This window comes from Streptomyces sp. NPDC048603 (assembly GCF_043199475.1).
Taxonomy (GTDB): domain Bacteria; phylum Actinomycetota; class Actinomycetes; order Streptomycetales; family Streptomycetaceae; genus Streptomyces.
In genome coordinates this window covers 156769-173309 of record NZ_JBICVY010000014.1, presented here as the reverse complement: position 1 = coordinate 173309, position 16541 = coordinate 156769, and the positions used below count along the sequence as shown (strand labels likewise).

The following is a 16541-nucleotide window of genomic DNA, read 5'->3' as shown; positions in this document are numbered from 1 at the left end:
CCTCACCGGACCGGCCCGCCCGGCCTGTCGGACATGGCGGGTTCGGCTGTTCCGGCTGTTCCGGCCAGTCCTGTGAGCTCGGTGAACCCGGGGCCGGCCGTCGCCCGCCCGAGGACATGGGCATCGGAGACGTCGGCGACATGGAGTGGACCGGTGCTGCCGGTGCCGCCGGTCAGGTGGGCCTCCACTCGGGCCCCCATCCGCCGCAGCCCGTCGCGTGGCTCCATGCCGAGCAGCAGCCCGGGCGGAGAGAGCGCCTCCTTGATCGTCGCTATGACCTCGGCACGGGTGGCCTCGTCGTACTGGTATAGGACGAAGTTGCAGGTCACGACGTTGATTCGGTGGGTGCGGAGATATCCGGCCAGAGCCCGCAGATCGAGGATGTCGAGGGCGGAGATGGTGGGGGAGACCTCGGCGGAGGTGCCGGCGGAGGCGCTGGCGGAGGTGCCGGCGGAGGTCGTCTGCTCCAGCGACCAGAGAACCTCGGAAAAGCGCTCGTCGTAGTAGGCCGAGGGCCCGTGGCAGGCCCGGACCCACTCCAGGGTGGGCAGGGGCGGGGCGTCGACCCCGTGCCGTTCGACCAGCGGGATCGTCCGGTACGGCGGCGGTTGGGGGCTCCACTCCAGGTCGCGGGCGAACCGGTCAAAGACCGCCCGGTTGTTCAGCTGGCGCAGCAGCAGTCCGATTCCGGTACCCACGTCGAGCAGACGTATCGCGTGGATCGAGTGGTGCGCGGCGTAGGACCCGAGGAGCAGCTGGGGTATGAGGAAGCGGCGGGCCCCGGTGAAGGAGTTGGAGCGGCTGGTGAGCACGGTCGTGATCCGGTCGTGGTGCTCTTCCAGCGTCCTGGAGAGCAACTCGGCCCGGTCGGAGGCGGACAGTTCGGGTGAGAAGAGTGCCTTGGCCCGGGAGTCCTGCGCGGCCACGGTACGCAGGGCGATGCCGATGAGGGTGACGAGGTGTGAGGTGCTCATCCGGGACCGGGCGCGGTTCACGGATTCCAGCAGCCGGTCCATGGCCGGGGCGGAGCCGGACCCTGCCAGCAGGGCCATCGACTCGTGGACCACCGACCAGCCGTGATTGCCCTGCTCGTGCTGCTGCATATCGCTCAACATGCGTATCAGAAGGTCCTTGCCGTCGGACATCACCGAAGCGCCCCCTCTTGTTCGGCTGACTGGACCACGTGCCGGAATCCACGGTTCGCGTTCTGCGGGTTCGGTAGCCGTGCGAGTGCCAGACAATTAAGCTGGACAGTCCCGGATGGTGTCCAGAACGCCGACGGGCTCCCCACTTCCGCCGACACCGGATCGTGGTCCCGTTACCCAATTCGGCACATCTCATGCGGCGTTGGTCTAGAGTCGCTCACGCACTTGCCGCACACATCTGCCAGAGGGTGGTCCGTATGACCTCTGCGTTGGCTTTCGGTCAGGTGACCGAAGGACGAACGTCGACCGGATTGAGGTACCTGGAACGAAAGTCGGACTCCGACACGCTCACATTCTTCTTCCACGGTCTGGGCCTCGACGCAACGGATTACCTCGGCTATCTCAGCCACACGGACACCCACGGCATCGCGCTGAACCTCCGTGGCTACGAACCGGACCGGTCCGCCGGGATCCCGCCCGTCCCGCTGGCCTCTCACATCCGGCTGGCAGCTGCCTTCGTCGAGCAGGTCAGCCGTGAGAACGCGGGCAAGAAGATCGTCCTGCTGGGGTTCTCGCTCGGCGCCGACCTGATCCTGCAGCTCGCGGAACACTGGCAGGGCGGGCGCGGGATCACAGCGGTCCACGCCGCCGTTCTTCTCGATCCCAATGTCAATCAATCGACCATGACCATTTCCCGCCTGTTCGCGGAGGCGGACCCGACAGATCCGGTTCCGGCTTTCAAGAGACTGGTCAATCTCGCTCCGGACAAGGACGGGTTCCGGTCACTCTGCCACTACCTGGCAAAGGTGGCTCCGAAGGATTTTGAACACGTGGCGCAACTGTCCCGGGACATGATCACGTACTGGCGCCCGGACGGTTACGACCAATTTGGGGCCCGGCTGCATAATGTGACCCGTGTGGCGGACCACGTACGGCTCGTTCTCTCCGCTGCGTACGGAGAACACCTCTCGGCCATGCGTACGGCAATGGGGCGACACGGGGACCGCGACAGCGTTTCCGTCGAACTGACCGAGTTCGACCATTTCGATCTGATCGACGAGGAGCGCCTCACCTCCGTCCTGGCCCCGTTCACGGGGTGAGGGTGCGCGGGGCCCGCCCCGCACCGGCGCGGACCGACTTCGACGGCACCTGACCTCGCCCGGGTTCGAGGAGGGGCCTCGATGCGGAACGGCTCGTTCGGTGGGTGGCAGACTGGCCGACGGTCTGCCCGAAGGAGTCGCAGTGTCCGTGTTCAGCAGCATCCGCCAGGCGGTTCGCCGCAGCTATCGGCGTGCCGTGGATCTGAGCCATCCGGCGCGGTCGCCGCTGGGCAGTGCGGTGGTGAACTGCGTCGTCTACCTGGCGGGTGTGCGGCAGGACGGGTGCGAGGAGGTCGAGGAGGCGCTGCGGCGGGTCCGCAAGGCCGGGGACGGGTTCGTCTGGATCGGGTTGCACGAGCCGGACCAGGAGGAGTTCGCCGGCCTGGCGGAGCTGTTCGGGCTGCATCCGCTCGCGATCGAGGACGCGGTGCACGCGCATCAGCGGCCGAAGGTGGAGCGGTACGACGGCACGCTGTTCGCGGTGTTCAAGACGGTGCGCTACGTCGAGCACGCCGAGCTGACCGCGACCAGCGAGGTGGTGGACACCGGCGAGCTCATGGCCTTCGTCGGGACTGATTTCGTCATCACCATCCGGCACGGCGGTCACGGCTCGCTGGGGCCGTTGCGGGAGGTGCTCGAGACCGCTCCGGAGCAGCTGGCCAAGGGGCCGGCCGCGGTCCTGCACGCCATAGCGGACCATGTGGTCGACGACTACCTGGCCGTCACGGACGCCGTGCAGCACGACCTCGACGCCGTGGAGAGCGCGGTCTTCAGCGAGAGCGGCGGCCGTGGCGACGCGGGCCGGATCTACCAGCTCAAGCGGGAACTGCTGGAGCTCAAGCGGGCCGTGGCGCCACTGGAGCGTCCGCTGCAGCAGCTCGCCACCCAGCCGATGCCCGTCATCGAGCCGGACTTCCGCGCGTACTTCCGCGACGTGGCCGATCATCTGAGCCGGGTCATCGAGCAGATCGCCTCGTATGACGCCTTGCTCGACTCCGTCCTCCAGGCGCATCTCGCCCAGGTGACCGTCGCCCAGAACGAGGACATGCGGAAGATCACCGCCTGGGCCGCGATCGTCGCCGTGCCGACCATGCTGTGCGGCGTCTACGGCATGAACTTCGAGCACATGCCGGAACTGCGCTGGACGTACGGATATCCCGCCGTGCTCGGCGTCATCGCCGTCGCCTGTTTCGTCATCCACCGGAGCTTCCGCCGCAACGGCTGGCTCTGATCCCGCGAGGCACGCCGGCGGTCAGCATGCCCGGCGCAGCCCTGTGATGAGGAGTGCGACGAGTCGGCGTGCGTCGTAGCGGGGGTCGGTGTCGGTGCCGATGCAGAGGTTTCCGATGCCGCGCATGAGGTGATAGGCGTCGAGCTCGGGCCGGATCTCGCCGGCGGCCGCCGCGGCGTCGAGGAGCTGGGTGCACACCGGCAGGAGGCGGTCGAGGAAGTAGGCGTGCAGGCTCTCGAAGCCGCTGCTGTCGGCCTGCATCGCGGCGGCCAGGCCGTGTTTGGTGACCAGGAAGTCGACGAAGAGGCCGACCCAGTTCTCGAGGGCGGCGAAGGGTGTCGGGCCCTCTGCCAGCAGGGCAGGGCCGGCTTCGGCGCAGGTGTCGACCTGGTGGCGGTAGACGGCGATGACGAGGTCGGCCCGGTTGGGGAAGTGGCGGTAGAAGGTGCCGAGCCCGACTCCTGCCTCGGCGGCGATCTCGCGTACCGGTGCGTCCACGCCGGAGGTGACGAAGACCGCGGCGGCCGCGTCCAGCAGGGTCTGCCGATTGCGCTGGGCGTCCTTGCGTTTGGAGGCGGCCGGACTTCCCTGGCGCGGGCTGCTCTCGTTCACCGCGGAGCTCCTTCCATGACGGGCCTTGCGAAGCGGAACTGTGTTCCGTATCGTATGTGGAACAAGGTTCCGTTTCCTTCATGATGTCAGACGCGAGGGCCGGCTGCCAGGCCGCCCGTGTCCGTCCTCACGCTTCTCGCCCTGTCCCGTGGCGCCGTCGCCCGGACCAAAGCGAAGCCGAAGTCGCTGATCGGAAGGCTTTCCCATGCCCATCTCCACCTTGACCACCCTGACCACCCTGACCACCCTGACCGCCGCGACCGCCACGACCGCCATGGACATGCTCCCGGACGTGCCCGCCGCGGTGGTGTCCGTGAAGCCGGTCGTCCTGCCCTCCCCGGGCGGCAGGGGCGAAGACCTCCAGGTCCGGGTGTCCGCGCCCGTGACCGGTGGCGGTCTGCCCGTCATCGTGTTCTCGCACGGCTTCGGCTGGTCGATGGACGGCTACGCCCCGCTGGCCGACCACTGGGCCGCACACGGCTTCGTCGTCGTCCAGCCCACCCACCTGGACTCCCGGACGCTCGGAATTCCGGCTGAGGACCCCCGTACCCCGCGGATCTGGCGTCACCGGATCGAGGACATCACGTGCGTGCTGGACGGGCTCGGCGCCCTGGAGGCGGCCGTGCCGGGTCTCGCCGGGCGAGTCGACCACGACAGCGTCGCCGTGGCCGGCCACTCCTGGGGCGCCCAGACCGTCAGCGCGCTGCTGGGTGCCCGTGTCCTGGGCGCCGACGGGCTGCCCGGTGAGGACATGTCCGACGCCCGCGTGAAGGCGGGCGTACTGCTGGCCCTGACCGGCCTGGGCGACGACCTGACGCCGTTCGCCGCCGAGCACTTCCCCTTCATGAAGCCGTCGTTCGATGCCATGACCACTCCGGCCCTCGTCGTCGCCGGCGACCACGACCAGTCCCACCTGTCCACCCGCGGACCGGACTGGTTCACCGACCCCTACACCCACAGCCCCGGCGACAAGACCCTGCTCACCCTGTTCGGGGCCGAGCACTCGCTCGGCGGCATCCCCGGCCACCAGGCCGCCGAGACCACCGACGAGAACCCGGCCCGCGTCGCCCTGATCCAGCAGCTCACCACGGCCTTCCTCCGCAGCGTTCTCCGGGGCGACGGCTCCGGCTGGAAGGCGGCGGCTGCCGCTCTGGAGAGCGCCTCCGAGCCGCTGGGGGAGCTGCGCGACAAGTGACCGTCCCCCGGACTGTGAACGAGCGAGACCACGAGAGAGAGGGAGGGCCGTGATCCTCGTCACCGGAGGCCTCGGCTTCATCGGCTCGCACACCGTGCGTGCCCTGCTGGACCTGGGCGAAGACTGCGTCGTCGTCCAGCGCCGCCTTCGCGGACTCCCGCCCGTACTCGCCGGAACGCGGGTGAAGGCCGAGCAGGCGGACATCACCGACCGGGCCGCCCTGCTCGCGGTCGGCCGACGCCACGACATCACCGGCATCGTCCACCTGGCCGGCTCCTATCCCTGGCCGCCCGTCCCCGACGCGCCCGTCGAGGCGACCCGGCAGGCACTCGGCGGACTGCTCAACATCGCCGAGGCCGCCCAGGAGTGGGGGGTGCGGCGCCTCGGCATCGCCAGCACGATCGGCGTCTACTTCGGTGCCGCGAACGACGGACCGCTGCGCGAGGACGCCCCGCTGTCGATGACCGCGGCCGTCTCCATCCCGACCTTCAAGAAGGTCGGCGAAATGCTCGGCGGCTTCCTCGCCGACACCACCGGCCTCGACATCGTCAACTACCGCATCTCCGGCACCTGGGGCCCGCTCGGTCACCCCGACCCCTTCTTCGCCGCTCCCGCCCTCGTCCACGCAGCCGCCCGCGGCACCGCCCCCGACCTCACCCACCTCGTCCACCCGCCCCGCGCCGAGGACGGGCTCGACCTCACCTACGTCAAGGACACCGGACGGGCGATCGCCCTTCTCCAGCTCGCCGACCGGCTGAACCACCGCACCTACAACGTCGGATCCGGCCGCGCCACCACCAACGCCGAGGTCGGCCGGGCCATCAGGAAGGTGGTGCCGGGCGCCCGGGTCGGTCTCCCCGCCGGAGGCGGCGCACCGCACCTGGTCCTCGACATCGGCCGGCTGGAGGAAGACACGGGCTACCGGCCCGAGTACGACACCGAACGGGCCGCCGCCGACTACATCGCCTGGCTGCGCGCGGGCAACGACAACTGAACCTGGCCTCACCTCACCTCACCGCACCTCACCTCACCTCACCGAACCGCACCGAATCCGCCCTGGGATGGCTCCGGCCATCCCGGGGCGGTCCTATGCGGAAGGGGCGGTGGGGACGGTGAAGGCGGCGGTGCGGACCGTGCCCTGGTGCTTGAAGTCCAGGAAGAGGCGGTAGGTGCCGGCGGTGGGGGCGGTGGCGGAGAAGGAGACGGCCGGGCCGGGGGTGGTGCCGGGGGCGCCGGGGGTGTTCTCGGGGTGGACGTGGAGGTAGGCGAGGTCCCCGGCGCGGAGCGCGACGAGGTGGCCGTAGGAGCCGAGGTAGGGCTCCAGATCGGTGACCGGGCGGCCGTCCTTGGCGACGGTGAGGGTCAGCGTGCCGGTACGGCCCGGGGTGAGGCCGCCGCCGAGGGTGACGGTGTAGCCGCCGTCGACCTCGGCCGTGGTGCGGGGCTCGGGAAGGTCGCGGGGCTGGTAGGGGCCGGCGACAGCCAGGTCGGCGCCGAGCGCGAGGGCGCCGGCGCCCGCCCCGGCGGGGGTGAAGTCGGCGAAGACGCGGTGGTCGCCTGCCGCGGGCAGGTCGACCGGGGTGCTCCAGGTGCCGTCGGCGGCCCGGGTGGGGTGCAGGTGCCGGAAAGTGCCCAGGTCGCGTGAGGCCACGATGAGGTGCAGTTCCTTGTCGTGGGTCGCCCGGTAGCCGGTGACCGGCCTGCCCGCCCCGTCCTTGATCGTGAAGCGCAGGGATTCCTCCCGCCCGGCGGTCAGGCGCGGGGTCTGGAGGGCGAGGGTGTAGCCGTCCTGCGAGACCTGGAGCCCGCCGGGAGGCGGCGGGGTGCCGGGGCGGGCGGCGGTGCCTTCCGTGTGGCCTGCGGCGGCTTCCCCGTGATCGGCGGTGCTTTCCGTGTGGGCTGCGGTTCCTCCTGCGTGGGCTGCGTGGGGCGCGGCGGGCGCGGGGCCGTCCGTGAGGGGATCGGCCACCGAGCCGAGGGCGAAGGCGCCGGTGAAGGCCGCCGCGAGGGCCGCGCCGTAGAGGCTGATCCTGGCTGCCGTGTTCATGGTCGTCTCCCTGTCGCTGTCGCCTTGTCTCTGGCGTCGTTTCCGGCGTTGTCTCTTCGTTCGCGCTGCTCACAATACCCCTAGGGGGTATCGAGTCAAGCAGTTCGAGGGGTTGCCATCAATACCGGGTGGGGGTATACATGGAGTCCTCGCACCGAGATACCCCCCAGGGGTACCGGACGCGAAGCTGGTCCTGATGCCGAGATCACTGGAGAACGCCATGTCCTCGTCCTGCTGCTCCCCGAACCACAGCTGCTCCACCGCCACGGCCACCGCGTCCCAGACCGCGGTGGCCCCGGAGGGCTTCCGCACCGTCTACGCGGTCGCCGGCATGACCTGCGGACACTGCAAGGACACGCTCACCCGGGCGATCGGCGCGGTCGACGGCGTCACCCGGGTCGAGGTGGACCTGGCCGCCGGGCAGGTCGCCGTGATCAGTGCCCGCGCACTCGACGACGCGGTGATCGCCGGAGTCGTCGACGACGCCGGCTACGAGGTCACCCGCTCCGAGGTCACCGGCCGCGTCGCGGTCTGACCCGGCCGGCCGCTCACCCACCCCCTGACCCGTACGACCCGCATGAGGAGTTGCACATGACCGTCGCCACCACCGGCGCCGCCCAGGTCGAGCTCGCCATCGGCGGTATGACCTGCGCCTCGTGCGCGGCCCGGATCGAGAAGAAGCTCAACCGCATGGAGGGCGTGACCGCCACGGTCAACTACGCCACCGAGAAGGCCAAGGTCAGCTACGGCGACGGGGTGAGCATCGCCGACCTGATCGGCACCGTCGAGGCGACCGGGTACACCGCCCGCGAACCCGAACCGCCCCGCGCGCCGAGCGCTCCGGCCGAGGCCGGCAGCGCGACCGGCAGCGCGGCCGGAGACCCGGCCGGGGACCCGGCGGACGAACTGCGGCCGCTGCGGCAGCGGCTGGTCACCGCCGTACTGCTGGCCGTGCCGGTGATCGCCATGGCGATGGTCCCGGCCCTGCAGATCGAGTACTGGCAGTGGCTGTCGCTGACGCTGGCCGCGCCCGTGGTCACCTACGCGGCCTGGCCCTTCCACAAGGCCGCCTTCACCAACGCCCGGCACGGCGCGGCCACCATGGACACCCTCATCTCGGTGGGTACCTCGGCCGCCTTCCTGTGGTCGCTGTGGGCGCTGTTCTTCGGCACCGCCGGTACGCCCGGCATGACCCACCCCTTCGAATTCACCATCGCCCGCAGCGACGGCGCGGGGAACATCTACCTGGAGGCGGCCGCCGGAGTCACCGCCTTCATCCTGGCCGGCCGCTACTTCGAGGCCCGTTCCAAGCGGAAGGCCGGAGCCGCGCTCAAGGCGCTGCTGGAGCTCGGCGCGAAGGACGTCGCGGTCCTGCGCGACAGCCGGGAGGAGCGGATACCCGTCGCCGAACTGCGGGTGGGGGACCGCTTCGTGGTCCGGCCGGGCGAGAAGATCGCCACCGACGGTGTCGTGGCCGAAGGGGCCTCGGCCGTGGACGCCTCCATGCTGACCGGTGAGTCCGTGCCGGTGGAGGTCGGGCCCGGCGACGGCGTCACCGGAGCCACCCTGAACGCCGGCGGCCGACTCGTCGTCGAGGCCACCCGGGTCGGCGCGGACACCCAGCTGGCCCGGATGGCCAGGCTCGTCGAGGACGCGCAGAACGGCAAGGCCGCCGCCCAGCGGCTCGCCGACCGGATCTCCGCCGTGTTCGTCCCCGTCGTCATCGCGCTGGCGCTGGGCACCCTCGGGTTCTGGCTCGGCAACGGCGCGGGCTGGACCGCCGCGTTCACCGCCGCCGTCGCCGTACTGATCATCGCCTGCCCCTGCGCCCTCGGACTGGCCACCCCGACCGCGCTGATGGTCGGCACCGGCCGCGGCGCCCAGCTCGGCATCCTGATCAAGGGCCCCGAGGTGCTGGAGACCACCCGCCGCGTCGACACCATCGTCCTGGACAAGACCGGCACCGTGACGACCGGGCGGATGACCCTCCTCGCCGTCCACACCGCCGACGGCACGGACAGGCAAGAGGTGCTGCGCCTGGCGGGCGCCCTGGAGCACGCCTCCGAGCACCCCATCGCCCAGGCCGTCGCCGCCGGCGCCACCGCCGAGCTGGGCGGACTGCCCGCCCCGGAGGACTTCGCCAATGTCGCCGGGCTCGGTGTCCAGGGAATCGTCGAGGGGCACGCGGTCCTGGCCGGCCGGGAGAAGCTGCTCGCAGCGTGGGCGATCGAACTGCCCGCTGAGCTGAAGGAGGTCAAGGACCGGGCCGAGGCGGCCGGACGGACCGTCATCGCCGTGGCCTGGGACGGCGAAGCCCGCGCGGTCCTGGAGGTCGCGGACGCGGTCAAGGACACCAGTGCCGAGGCGATCGCCCGCCTCAGGGAGCTGGGCCTCACCCCGATCCTGCTGACCGGCGACAACAAGGCCGTGGCCGGGGCGGTCGCCGCCGAGGTCGGCATCGAGCAGGTCATCGCCGAGGTCATGCCCGAGGACAAGGTCGACGTCGTCAAGCGCCTCCAGGCCGAAGGCCGGTCGGTCGCCATGGTCGGGGACGGGGTCAACGACGCCGCCGCGCTCGCCCAGGCCGACCTCGGGCTGGCCATGGGCACCGGAACCGACGCCGCCATCGAGGCCGGAGACCTGACCCTGGTCCGCGGTGACCTGAGGGCCGCCGCCGACGCCATCCGGCTGTCCCGGAAGACCCTGGGCACCATCAAGTCCAACCTCTTCTGGGCCTTCGGCTACAACGTCGCCGCCCTCCCGCTGGCCGCCGCCGGACTCCTGAACCCGATGATCGCCGGAGCCGCCATGGCCTTCTCCTCGGTCTTCGTGGTCGGCAACTCCCTGCGGCTGCGCTCCTTCCGGCCGGCCGGCTCCTGACTCCCCGTCCGTCCCTGCCCTCCCTCCAGGCACCCCCGCACCGGTCATCGGGCGGGGGTGCCCCGCCGTACGCACCCGCCTGCGTGACAACCGGGCCGGACCGGTGGGGACATCGTGGAGACTGTCGCCCCGGCTTTGGCGCGCGGTACGCCGTCCCGTAGTTTGGACGGTCGAACCGAACGGGGGCGTCACATGGGACTGGTCGAGGAAATCGCCCGGGTGCGTGCCGGGCAAGGCGATCCGGGCCGTCTGGTGGGTGAGTTCCGGCGGACCGCTCTGCTGGTACCGCTGGCCCGGGGCGGGCTGATGTCGGGGCATCAGGGCGGGGTCCGGTGGATCTACGCCTTCACGGACGAGGAGGCGCTGGCCCGGTTCGCGGTGCGCCGCGGCCTGCCCGCGCACGAGGAGCTGGAGTTCCTGTCGGTGCTGGGTGCGCGGTTGGTGGACGGGATCGTGCCGGAGCTGGACGGGCCGACCGGGGTGGCCGTGGACGTGGCCGACGAGGACGGGTCGATGCTGTTCCCGCCGGTGGGCGGGATCGTGCCGGACGCGGTCGCCGTCGACGTACGGGCGGATGCCGAGGCGCAGGCGCAGGCGCAGGCGAATGCGCGGGCCGAGGGGGCGCGGGCATGAGCGGGAACGAGGACCTCGGGCTCGACCCGGCGGCGGTGAAGAACATCCAGGACGGTCTGCGCGGGTCGATAGCCGAGCTGCGCGAGGTCGGCACGGCCGGCGGTGCGTCGATGGGCGCGGGTTTCGAGTCGCTGTCGATGACCGGGATGGAAGCAGGACACCCCGGCGTGGCGGACCTGTTCGAGGATTTCTGCGAGCGCTGGGAGTGGGGCGTACGGGCCCTGGTCCAGGACGCGAGCACCCTGGCCGCCAGCCTCGGGATCGCCGCGGGCACGGTCTGGGAGGAGGACCAGTACATCCAGGGCGCGTTCAAGGTGGGTGTGAACTCCCTCTACGGCAACCCGCACGCCTCGGAGGACGACATCGAGAAGAAGTCCTGGGACGACATCACGCGTCCGCCGTGGGAGGTCTACAAGCCGGACTACAGCGGCGAGTCCTTCGAGAAGATGCGGCAGGACGTCTCGGACAACTGGTCCCAGACCGGCGAGACCTTGAAGAACAACGGGAAGATCGGTTCGCTGAACGACCTGCTCGAACAGGCCAAGGGCGACAGCGGTAACGGGGGCAAGGGCTGATGGGCTGGCGGGACTGGACCCCGGACTTCATAGAGGACGCGGGCGAGGACGCCGTCGAGGGCATCGGCGACGGTGTCGAGTGGCTCGGCGACAAGACGGCGGACCTGGCCGAGGACGTCGGCTGGGACGACGGCGCGGACTGGATCCGGGAGAAGAGCCGGTCGCTGGCGAACACCATGGGCGCCGAGGTCGCCGAGATGGAGCTCGACCAGACCGAGGACCCCAAGAAGATCATCTACGGCAGCGTGTCGAAGATCCGGGAGAACGCCAAGCACCTCACCGACTTCCGGACGAACTTCGACAAGGTCGGCAACGGCATCAAGGGCCTGCGCGCGGACGCCATCAAGGGCGTGACCGCCGACTCCTACGCGGAGCACACGGCCAAGCAGCCGCCGAAGTGGTTCAAGGCCGCCGACGCCTTCGAGAAGGCGGAAGGCGCGCTGACCCGGTTCGCCGAGACCGTCGAATGGGCACAGAACGAGGCCCGGGACGCGATCGAGGCGTACAAGAAGGCCAAGAAGGCCTCCGAGGACGCCCGTACCGCCTACAACGCGAAGGTCGACGAGTACAACGACGCGGTCAAGGCGAAGAAGGACGACCTGCCGCCCCGCCCCTCGGGTTTCAAGGACCCGGGCGAGGCGGGCATCACCGCCGCCTACGACAAGGTCATCAACGCCCGCAAGCAGCGCAACGAGGCGGCCGAGACCGCCAAGACCGCGCTGACGGCGGCCCGTGACGCGGCCCCGCCCAAGCCCTCGTACGCCGAGCAGGTCAAGGACGGCCTGCAGGGCCTGGAGATCGACGCCCGCCACCTCGGCGGCGGCCTGATCAAGGGCACGGCGGGCCTGCTCAACTTCGTGCGCGCGGTCAACCCCACCGACCCGTACAACATCACCCACCCCGCCGAGTACCTCACCAACCTCAACAACACGGTCACCGGCCTGGCGGTCGCGGCCAACGACCCCGTCGGCACGGCCAAGAACATGCTCGACGAGTTCATGAAGGACCCCTCCGAGGGCATCGGAAAACTCATCCCCGAGCTCGTCGGCACCAAGGGCCTGGGCGCGGCCAAGAAGGCCGCCACGATCGCCAAGCACGCCGACGACCTGAAGGGGCCCGGGCGCAAGCAGACCGATGGTGACGGCCCGGACGGGCCCGCGCGCTGCGGCACCGACAAGGTCTGCGACGGAGACCCCGTGGACGTGGCCACCGGCCGGATGCTGCTCCCGCAGACCGACCTGGCCCTGCCCGGCTCGCTGCCGCTGGTTTTCGAGAGGACCTTCGAGTCCTCGTACCGGGCGGGCCGCTGGTTCGGTCCCAACTGGGCGAGCACCATCGACCAGCGGCTGGAGATCGACCCCGAAGGCATCGTCCTCGTCCGTGAGGACGGCGGCATCCAGCTGTATCCGCACCCGGCCCCCGGTGTTCCGGTGCTGCCCACGCACGGGCGACGCTGGCCGCTGGACCGGAGCCCGGACGGCGGATACACCGTCACGGACCCGGATCACGGCACGGTCCGGCGTTTCGGGGCCACGGCGAGCGCCGGGACGGGAACCGCCGGCGCGGGCGGCGAGGCCGACGGCGATGGCGTCGCTCTGCTCGAGGAAATCACCGACCGCAACGGGGTCGCCCTGACCTTCGAACACGATGAGGACGGCGTCCCGCTGGGCATCACCCACAGCGGCGGCTACCGGGTCCGGTTCGAGACCGCCGACGGCCGGGTCACCGGGCTCACCCTGGCCGACGGCCCGCGCGTGCTCACGTACTCCTACACCGGCGGCAACCTCACCGAGGTCGTGAACTCCTCCGGGAAGCCGCTCCGCTTCGGCTACGACGACCAGGGCCGCGTCACCTCGTGGACCGACACCAACGGCCACCGGTTCGACTACGTCTACGACGACGCCGACCGCTGCGTCTCCCAGGCCGGCACCAACGGCCACATGACCACCGCCTTTGTCTACGAGGACGGTGTCACCACCGTCACCGACGCCTGCGGACGCCGCCGCCGGTACGAGGTCAACACGCGATCCCAGGTCGTGGCGGACATCGACTCCCGGGGCGCCGCCACCCGCTACACCTACGACCGGTACAACCAGCTGCTCGCCCTCACCGATCCGCTCGGCCACGTCACCACCTGCCGGTACGACGAGAACGGCCGGCTCCTCGGCATCACCCGCCCCGACGGACGTACCACCACGGCCGAGTACGACCTGCTGGGCCTGCCGACCCGGGTGGTCCGGCCGGACGGCACCGTGGTCCGGCAGACCTTCGACGAGCGGGGGAACCGGCTCTCCGAGACGGCGCCCTCCGGGGCACGCACGCTCTTCGGCTACGACGATCGCGGCCACCTCAGCTCGGTCACGGACGCGCTCGGACACACGACCACGTACCGCTGCGACGCCGCGGGCCGGCCGGTGGAGATCAGCGATCCGCTGGGGGCCGTCACCCGCTACGCCTACGACGCCTTCGGGCGGCCCGTCACGGTGACCGGTCCGCTCGGCGAGACCACCCGCCTGGAATGGACCCCCGAAGGCCGCCTGACCCGGCGGACCGACCCCGACGGTGCCGAATCCGTGTGGACCTACGACGGTGAGGGCAACCTGCTGGTCCACCGCGACCCGGCCGGCGGGGCCACCACCTACGAGTACGGCGACTTCGACCTGCTGCTCGCCCGTACGGATCCCGACGGCGCGCGCCACCGGTTCGCCCACTACCCGGACCTCAGGCTCAAGGAGGTCACCAACCCGCAGGGCCTCACCTGGTCCTACACCTACGACCACGCCGGCCGGATGGTCTCCGAGACGGACTTCGACGGCCGTACCCTGACGCGTACCTACGACGCGGCGGGCCGCCTGGAGAGCCGTACCAATGCCCTGGGGCAAACCGTCCGGTTCGAGCGGAACGCCCTGGGGCAGGTCGTCCGCAAGGACGCCGCGGGGCGGGCGACCACCTACGAATACGACGTCAGCGACGAGCTCGCCCGGGCGGTCGGGCCGGACGCGACGCTGACCTGGCTCCGGGACCGCAACGGGCTCCTCCGGTCGGAGACGGTGAACGGGCGCGAGCTGCGCTTCGAACACGACGCGCTGGGCCGCCGGACCCGCCGCACGACTCCGGGGCGGGCCGTCAGCGCGTGGGAGTACGACGCGGCCGGGAACCGTACCCGGCTGACCGCGTCCGGCCGCGAGCTGCGTTTTGAACACGATGCCGCGGGACGCGAGACCGTCCGCAGCTTCGGCGGCACAGCTGCGTTCGGCAGCACCTGGGATCCCGTGGGCAGGCTGACCGGCCAGTCGGTCACCGCCGACGGGCGGACCGTCAGGCGGCGCGACTACCGCTACGACGCCGCCGGGAGCCTCACCGGTATCGAAGGGACGGGCGGGGCGCCTTCCCGCAGCTTCCGGCTGGACCCGGTCGGCCGCGTCACGGACGTCGACGGAAAGGGGTGGACCGAGCGCTACGTGTACGACACCGCCGGCAACCTGGCCTCCGTACGCCGCCCGGCCCTCCACGGGGACATGGCGGCCACCGACGCGGACCACACGTACGAAGGCAACCGCGTCGTCGGCGCGGGCGCCTTCCGCTACGCACACGACGTACAGGGCCGGGTCGTACAGCGGACCCGCAAGCGGCTGTCCCGCAAGGCGGACAGCTGGCACTACACCTGGGACGCGGAGGACCGGCTGACCCAGGTGGTCACCCCCGACGGAACGACCTGGCGGTACACGTACGACCCGCTGGGCCGCAGACTGTCCAAGCAGCGGCTGGCCGCCGACGGGGCGGTGGCCGAGGAGACGCTGTTCACATGGGACGGCCACACCCTGTGCGAGCAGTCCACCCGTACCCCGGACCGGCCGCACGAGGTGGTCCTGACCTGGGACCACCGGGGACTGCATCCGCTGGCCCAGACCGAGCGGGTCCTCGACGCCTCCCGCGAGGAGGTGGACAGCCGCTTCTTCGGCATCGTCACCGACCTCGTCGGCACCCCGACGGAACTGGTCGACGAGGCCGGCACGGTCGCCTGGCAGACCCGTTCCTCACTGTGGGGCACCACCGGCTGGAACAGCGACGCGACCGCCTACACCCCCTTGCGCTTCCCGGGTCAGTACTTCGACCCCGAGACCGGCCTCCACTACAACGTGCACCGGCATTACGACCCGGAGACCGCCCGTTACCTGAGCGTGGATCCGCTCGGTCTCGATCCCGCGCCCAACCCGAGGGCCTACGTGGACAACCCGCACCTGTGGGCCGACCCGCTCGGCCTCAAGCCGTGCAAGGTCAAGGTGTCGCCGGTGGCGTCCGACTGGGCGACCAAGGGCGCGCACATCCACGTCGGTGCCGACGAGGTGAGGATCAGCGTCAACAAGGACGGCGAGCTCGTGGGCGAGCCCATCCGGCTCAAGGCGACGGGCTGGGCGTCCGACAAGAGCGTCAAGACGGCGGTCGAGGCAGTGGAGAACGACCCCAAGCTGCGGGCCGACCTGCTGGCCAAGGCGAAGTCGGCCAAGGAGCACATGGAAGACCACAACTGGGGCAACACGCAGAACCGCAAGGACGAGATGCAGGCCCTCATCGACAAACTGGAGAACTGGCCGTGACCGGAGCCGAATTCATCGCATCGCTGCTGGCCGACGGCAGTCTGCTGGGCCTGCGCGCCGGCGATGGCCCGGACGCCGCCGAGCGGGCGGTGCCGGTCGGCTTCCTCGACGTCGAGGAAGCCCCGGGAGTATCGCTGCGCCGGGACCACGGGCTGCTGGAGCTGTCCTTCTCGGGCGGCGGAGACGGCACCGCCGGCTGGACGCTGAGCAGCGGCATGCTCCAGCTGCACCGGCTGCCCGAGGACCCGGAGCTCGCCGCCGAGTGGCGGGAGGCGACTGGTGTCGACTTCGCTCCGTACACGGCCTGGTCCGACGTGCTGGCGGCGCTCGCCGCCGGCCCCGGGCTCCAGGAGTCCGCGTTCGAACGCATCGATCAGGGCGGCTATCTGGAGTACCGCAATCCGGCGACCCGGGTGTCGGTGCTGGTCGTCGACGACCCGGACGAGGAACGCGACGACTGGCCGGGGAACGGCGACGTGTGGAGCGTCAGCCTCGGATGAACATCGCGGACCGGTGGGAGGGGGA

Annotated in this window: 13 protein-coding genes; 10 read left to right on the top strand and 3 right to left on the bottom strand. The window is 70.8% G+C overall.

Annotation, left to right across the window (positions count from 1 at the left end):
* Positions 1-2: 2 nt before the first annotated feature.
* The gene (locus ACGFQ9_RS31080) at positions 3-1103 is read right to left on the bottom strand and encodes a hypothetical protein (RefSeq protein WP_393578403.1); all 1101 of its coding nucleotides are present in this window, start codon (positions 1101-1103) and stop codon (positions 3-5) included.
* Positions 1104-1402: 299 nt separating this feature from the next.
* Here ACGFQ9_RS31080 and ACGFQ9_RS31075 point away from each other — a divergent pair, with 299 nt between their 5' ends.
* Both ACGFQ9_RS31075 and corA read left to right on the top strand, forming a co-directional pair.
* Complete coding sequence (locus tag ACGFQ9_RS31075) at positions 1403-2245, top strand: alpha/beta hydrolase (protein ID WP_393578401.1); 843 nt, start codon at positions 1403-1405, stop codon at positions 2243-2245.
* Between the two features lie 142 nt (positions 2246-2387).
* A complete protein-coding gene (gene corA / locus ACGFQ9_RS31070; RefSeq protein ID WP_393578399.1) occupies positions 2388-3476 on the top strand; it encodes a magnesium/cobalt transporter CorA in 1089 nt (362 codons plus the stop codon).
* 21 nt (positions 3477-3497) lie between these two features.
* Here the strand turns inward: corA and ACGFQ9_RS31065 are convergent, their stop codons facing one another.
* Positions 3498-4088 (bottom strand): TetR/AcrR family transcriptional regulator, encoded by a 591-nt coding sequence (locus tag ACGFQ9_RS31065; protein WP_393578398.1) that lies wholly within the window; start codon positions 4086-4088, stop codon positions 3498-3500.
* A gap of 274 nt (positions 4089-4362) precedes the next feature.
* Here ACGFQ9_RS31065 and ACGFQ9_RS31060 point away from each other — a divergent pair, with 274 nt between their 5' ends.
* Both ACGFQ9_RS31060 and ACGFQ9_RS31055 read left to right on the top strand, forming a co-directional pair.
* A complete protein-coding gene (locus tag ACGFQ9_RS31060; RefSeq protein WP_393578470.1) occupies positions 4363-5283 on the top strand; it encodes an alpha/beta hydrolase family protein in 921 nt (306 codons plus the stop codon).
* A gap of 49 nt (positions 5284-5332) precedes the next feature.
* The gene (locus ACGFQ9_RS31055; protein WP_393578396.1) at positions 5333-6277 is read left to right on the top strand and encodes an NAD-dependent epimerase/dehydratase family protein; all 945 of its coding nucleotides are present in this window, start codon (positions 5333-5335) and stop codon (positions 6275-6277) included.
* A gap of 93 nt (positions 6278-6370) precedes the next feature.
* On the opposite strand, the gene ACGFQ9_RS31050 is transcribed toward ACGFQ9_RS31055, so the two are convergent.
* Positions 6371-7330 carry a hypothetical protein gene (locus ACGFQ9_RS31050; RefSeq protein WP_393578394.1) on the bottom strand — a complete coding sequence of 320 codons (960 nt, stop codon included), beginning with the start codon at positions 7328-7330 and terminating at the stop codon, positions 6371-6373.
* Between the two features lie 196 nt (positions 7331-7526).
* On the opposite strand from ACGFQ9_RS31050, the gene ACGFQ9_RS31045 reads away from it, so the two are divergent.
* From ACGFQ9_RS31045 to ACGFQ9_RS31020, 6 genes are all read left to right on the top strand, one after another.
* The gene (locus tag ACGFQ9_RS31045; RefSeq protein ID WP_393578393.1) at positions 7527-7865 is read left to right on the top strand and encodes a heavy-metal-associated domain-containing protein; all 339 of its coding nucleotides are present in this window, start codon (positions 7527-7529) and stop codon (positions 7863-7865) included.
* A 56-nt stretch (positions 7866-7921) separates the two neighbouring features.
* Positions 7922-10210 carry a heavy metal translocating P-type ATPase gene (locus ACGFQ9_RS31040; RefSeq protein WP_393578392.1) on the top strand — a complete coding sequence of 763 codons (2289 nt, stop codon included), beginning with the start codon at positions 7922-7924 and terminating at the stop codon, positions 10208-10210.
* A 192-nt stretch (positions 10211-10402) separates the two neighbouring features.
* Entirely contained in the window at positions 10403-10843 is a 441-nt protein-coding gene (locus ACGFQ9_RS31035) for a hypothetical protein (RefSeq protein WP_393578390.1), read from the top strand.
* Positions 10840-11418, top strand: coding sequence for a hypothetical protein (locus ACGFQ9_RS31030; protein ID WP_393578388.1), 579 nt, complete (start codon positions 10840-10842; stop codon positions 11416-11418). The genes ACGFQ9_RS31035 and ACGFQ9_RS31030 overlap by 4 nt, the downstream gene beginning before the upstream one ends.
* Entirely contained in the window at positions 11418-16016 is a 4599-nt protein-coding gene (locus tag ACGFQ9_RS31025; protein WP_393578387.1) for a putative T7SS-secreted protein, read from the top strand. Before ACGFQ9_RS31030 ends, ACGFQ9_RS31025 begins: the two co-directional genes overlap by 1 nt.
* On the top strand, positions 16013-16516 hold the full coding sequence (locus tag ACGFQ9_RS31020) for a hypothetical protein (RefSeq protein ID WP_393578386.1): 504 nt from the start codon (positions 16013-16015) through the stop codon (positions 16514-16516). Before ACGFQ9_RS31025 ends, ACGFQ9_RS31020 begins: the two co-directional genes overlap by 4 nt.
* Positions 16517-16541 lie beyond the last annotated feature (25 nt).

Bases quoted from the DNA above. Each gene is read 5' to 3' on its own strand.
- ACGFQ9_RS31030 (WP_393578388.1), top strand. From the start codon at position 10,840: ATGAGCGGGAACGAGGACCTCGGGCTCGACCCGGCGGCGGTGAAGAAC.
- ACGFQ9_RS31080 (WP_393578403.1), bottom strand. From the start codon at position 1,103: ATGCAGCAGCACGAGCAGGGCAATCACGGCTGGTCGGTGGTCCACGAG.
- ACGFQ9_RS31075 (WP_393578401.1), top strand. From the start codon at position 1,403: ATGACCTCTGCGTTGGCTTTCGGTCAGGTGACCGAAGGACGAACGTCG.
- ACGFQ9_RS31040 (WP_393578392.1), top strand. From the start codon at position 7,922: ATGACCGTCGCCACCACCGGCGCCGCCCAGGTCGAGCTCGCCATCGGC.
- ACGFQ9_RS31050 (WP_393578394.1), bottom strand. From the start codon at position 7,330: ATGAACACGGCAGCCAGGATCAGCCTCTACGGCGCGGCCCTCGCGGCG.
- ACGFQ9_RS31060 (WP_393578470.1), top strand. From the start codon at position 4,363: ATGGACATGCTCCCGGACGTGCCCGCCGCGGTGGTGTCCGTGAAGCCG.
- ACGFQ9_RS31025 (WP_393578387.1), top strand. From the start codon at position 11,418: ATGGGCTGGCGGGACTGGACCCCGGACTTCATAGAGGACGCGGGCGAG.
- ACGFQ9_RS31045 (WP_393578393.1), top strand. From the start codon at position 7,527: ATGCCGAGATCACTGGAGAACGCCATGTCCTCGTCCTGCTGCTCCCCG.
- ACGFQ9_RS31035 (WP_393578390.1), top strand. From the start codon at position 10,403: ATGGGACTGGTCGAGGAAATCGCCCGGGTGCGTGCCGGGCAAGGCGAT.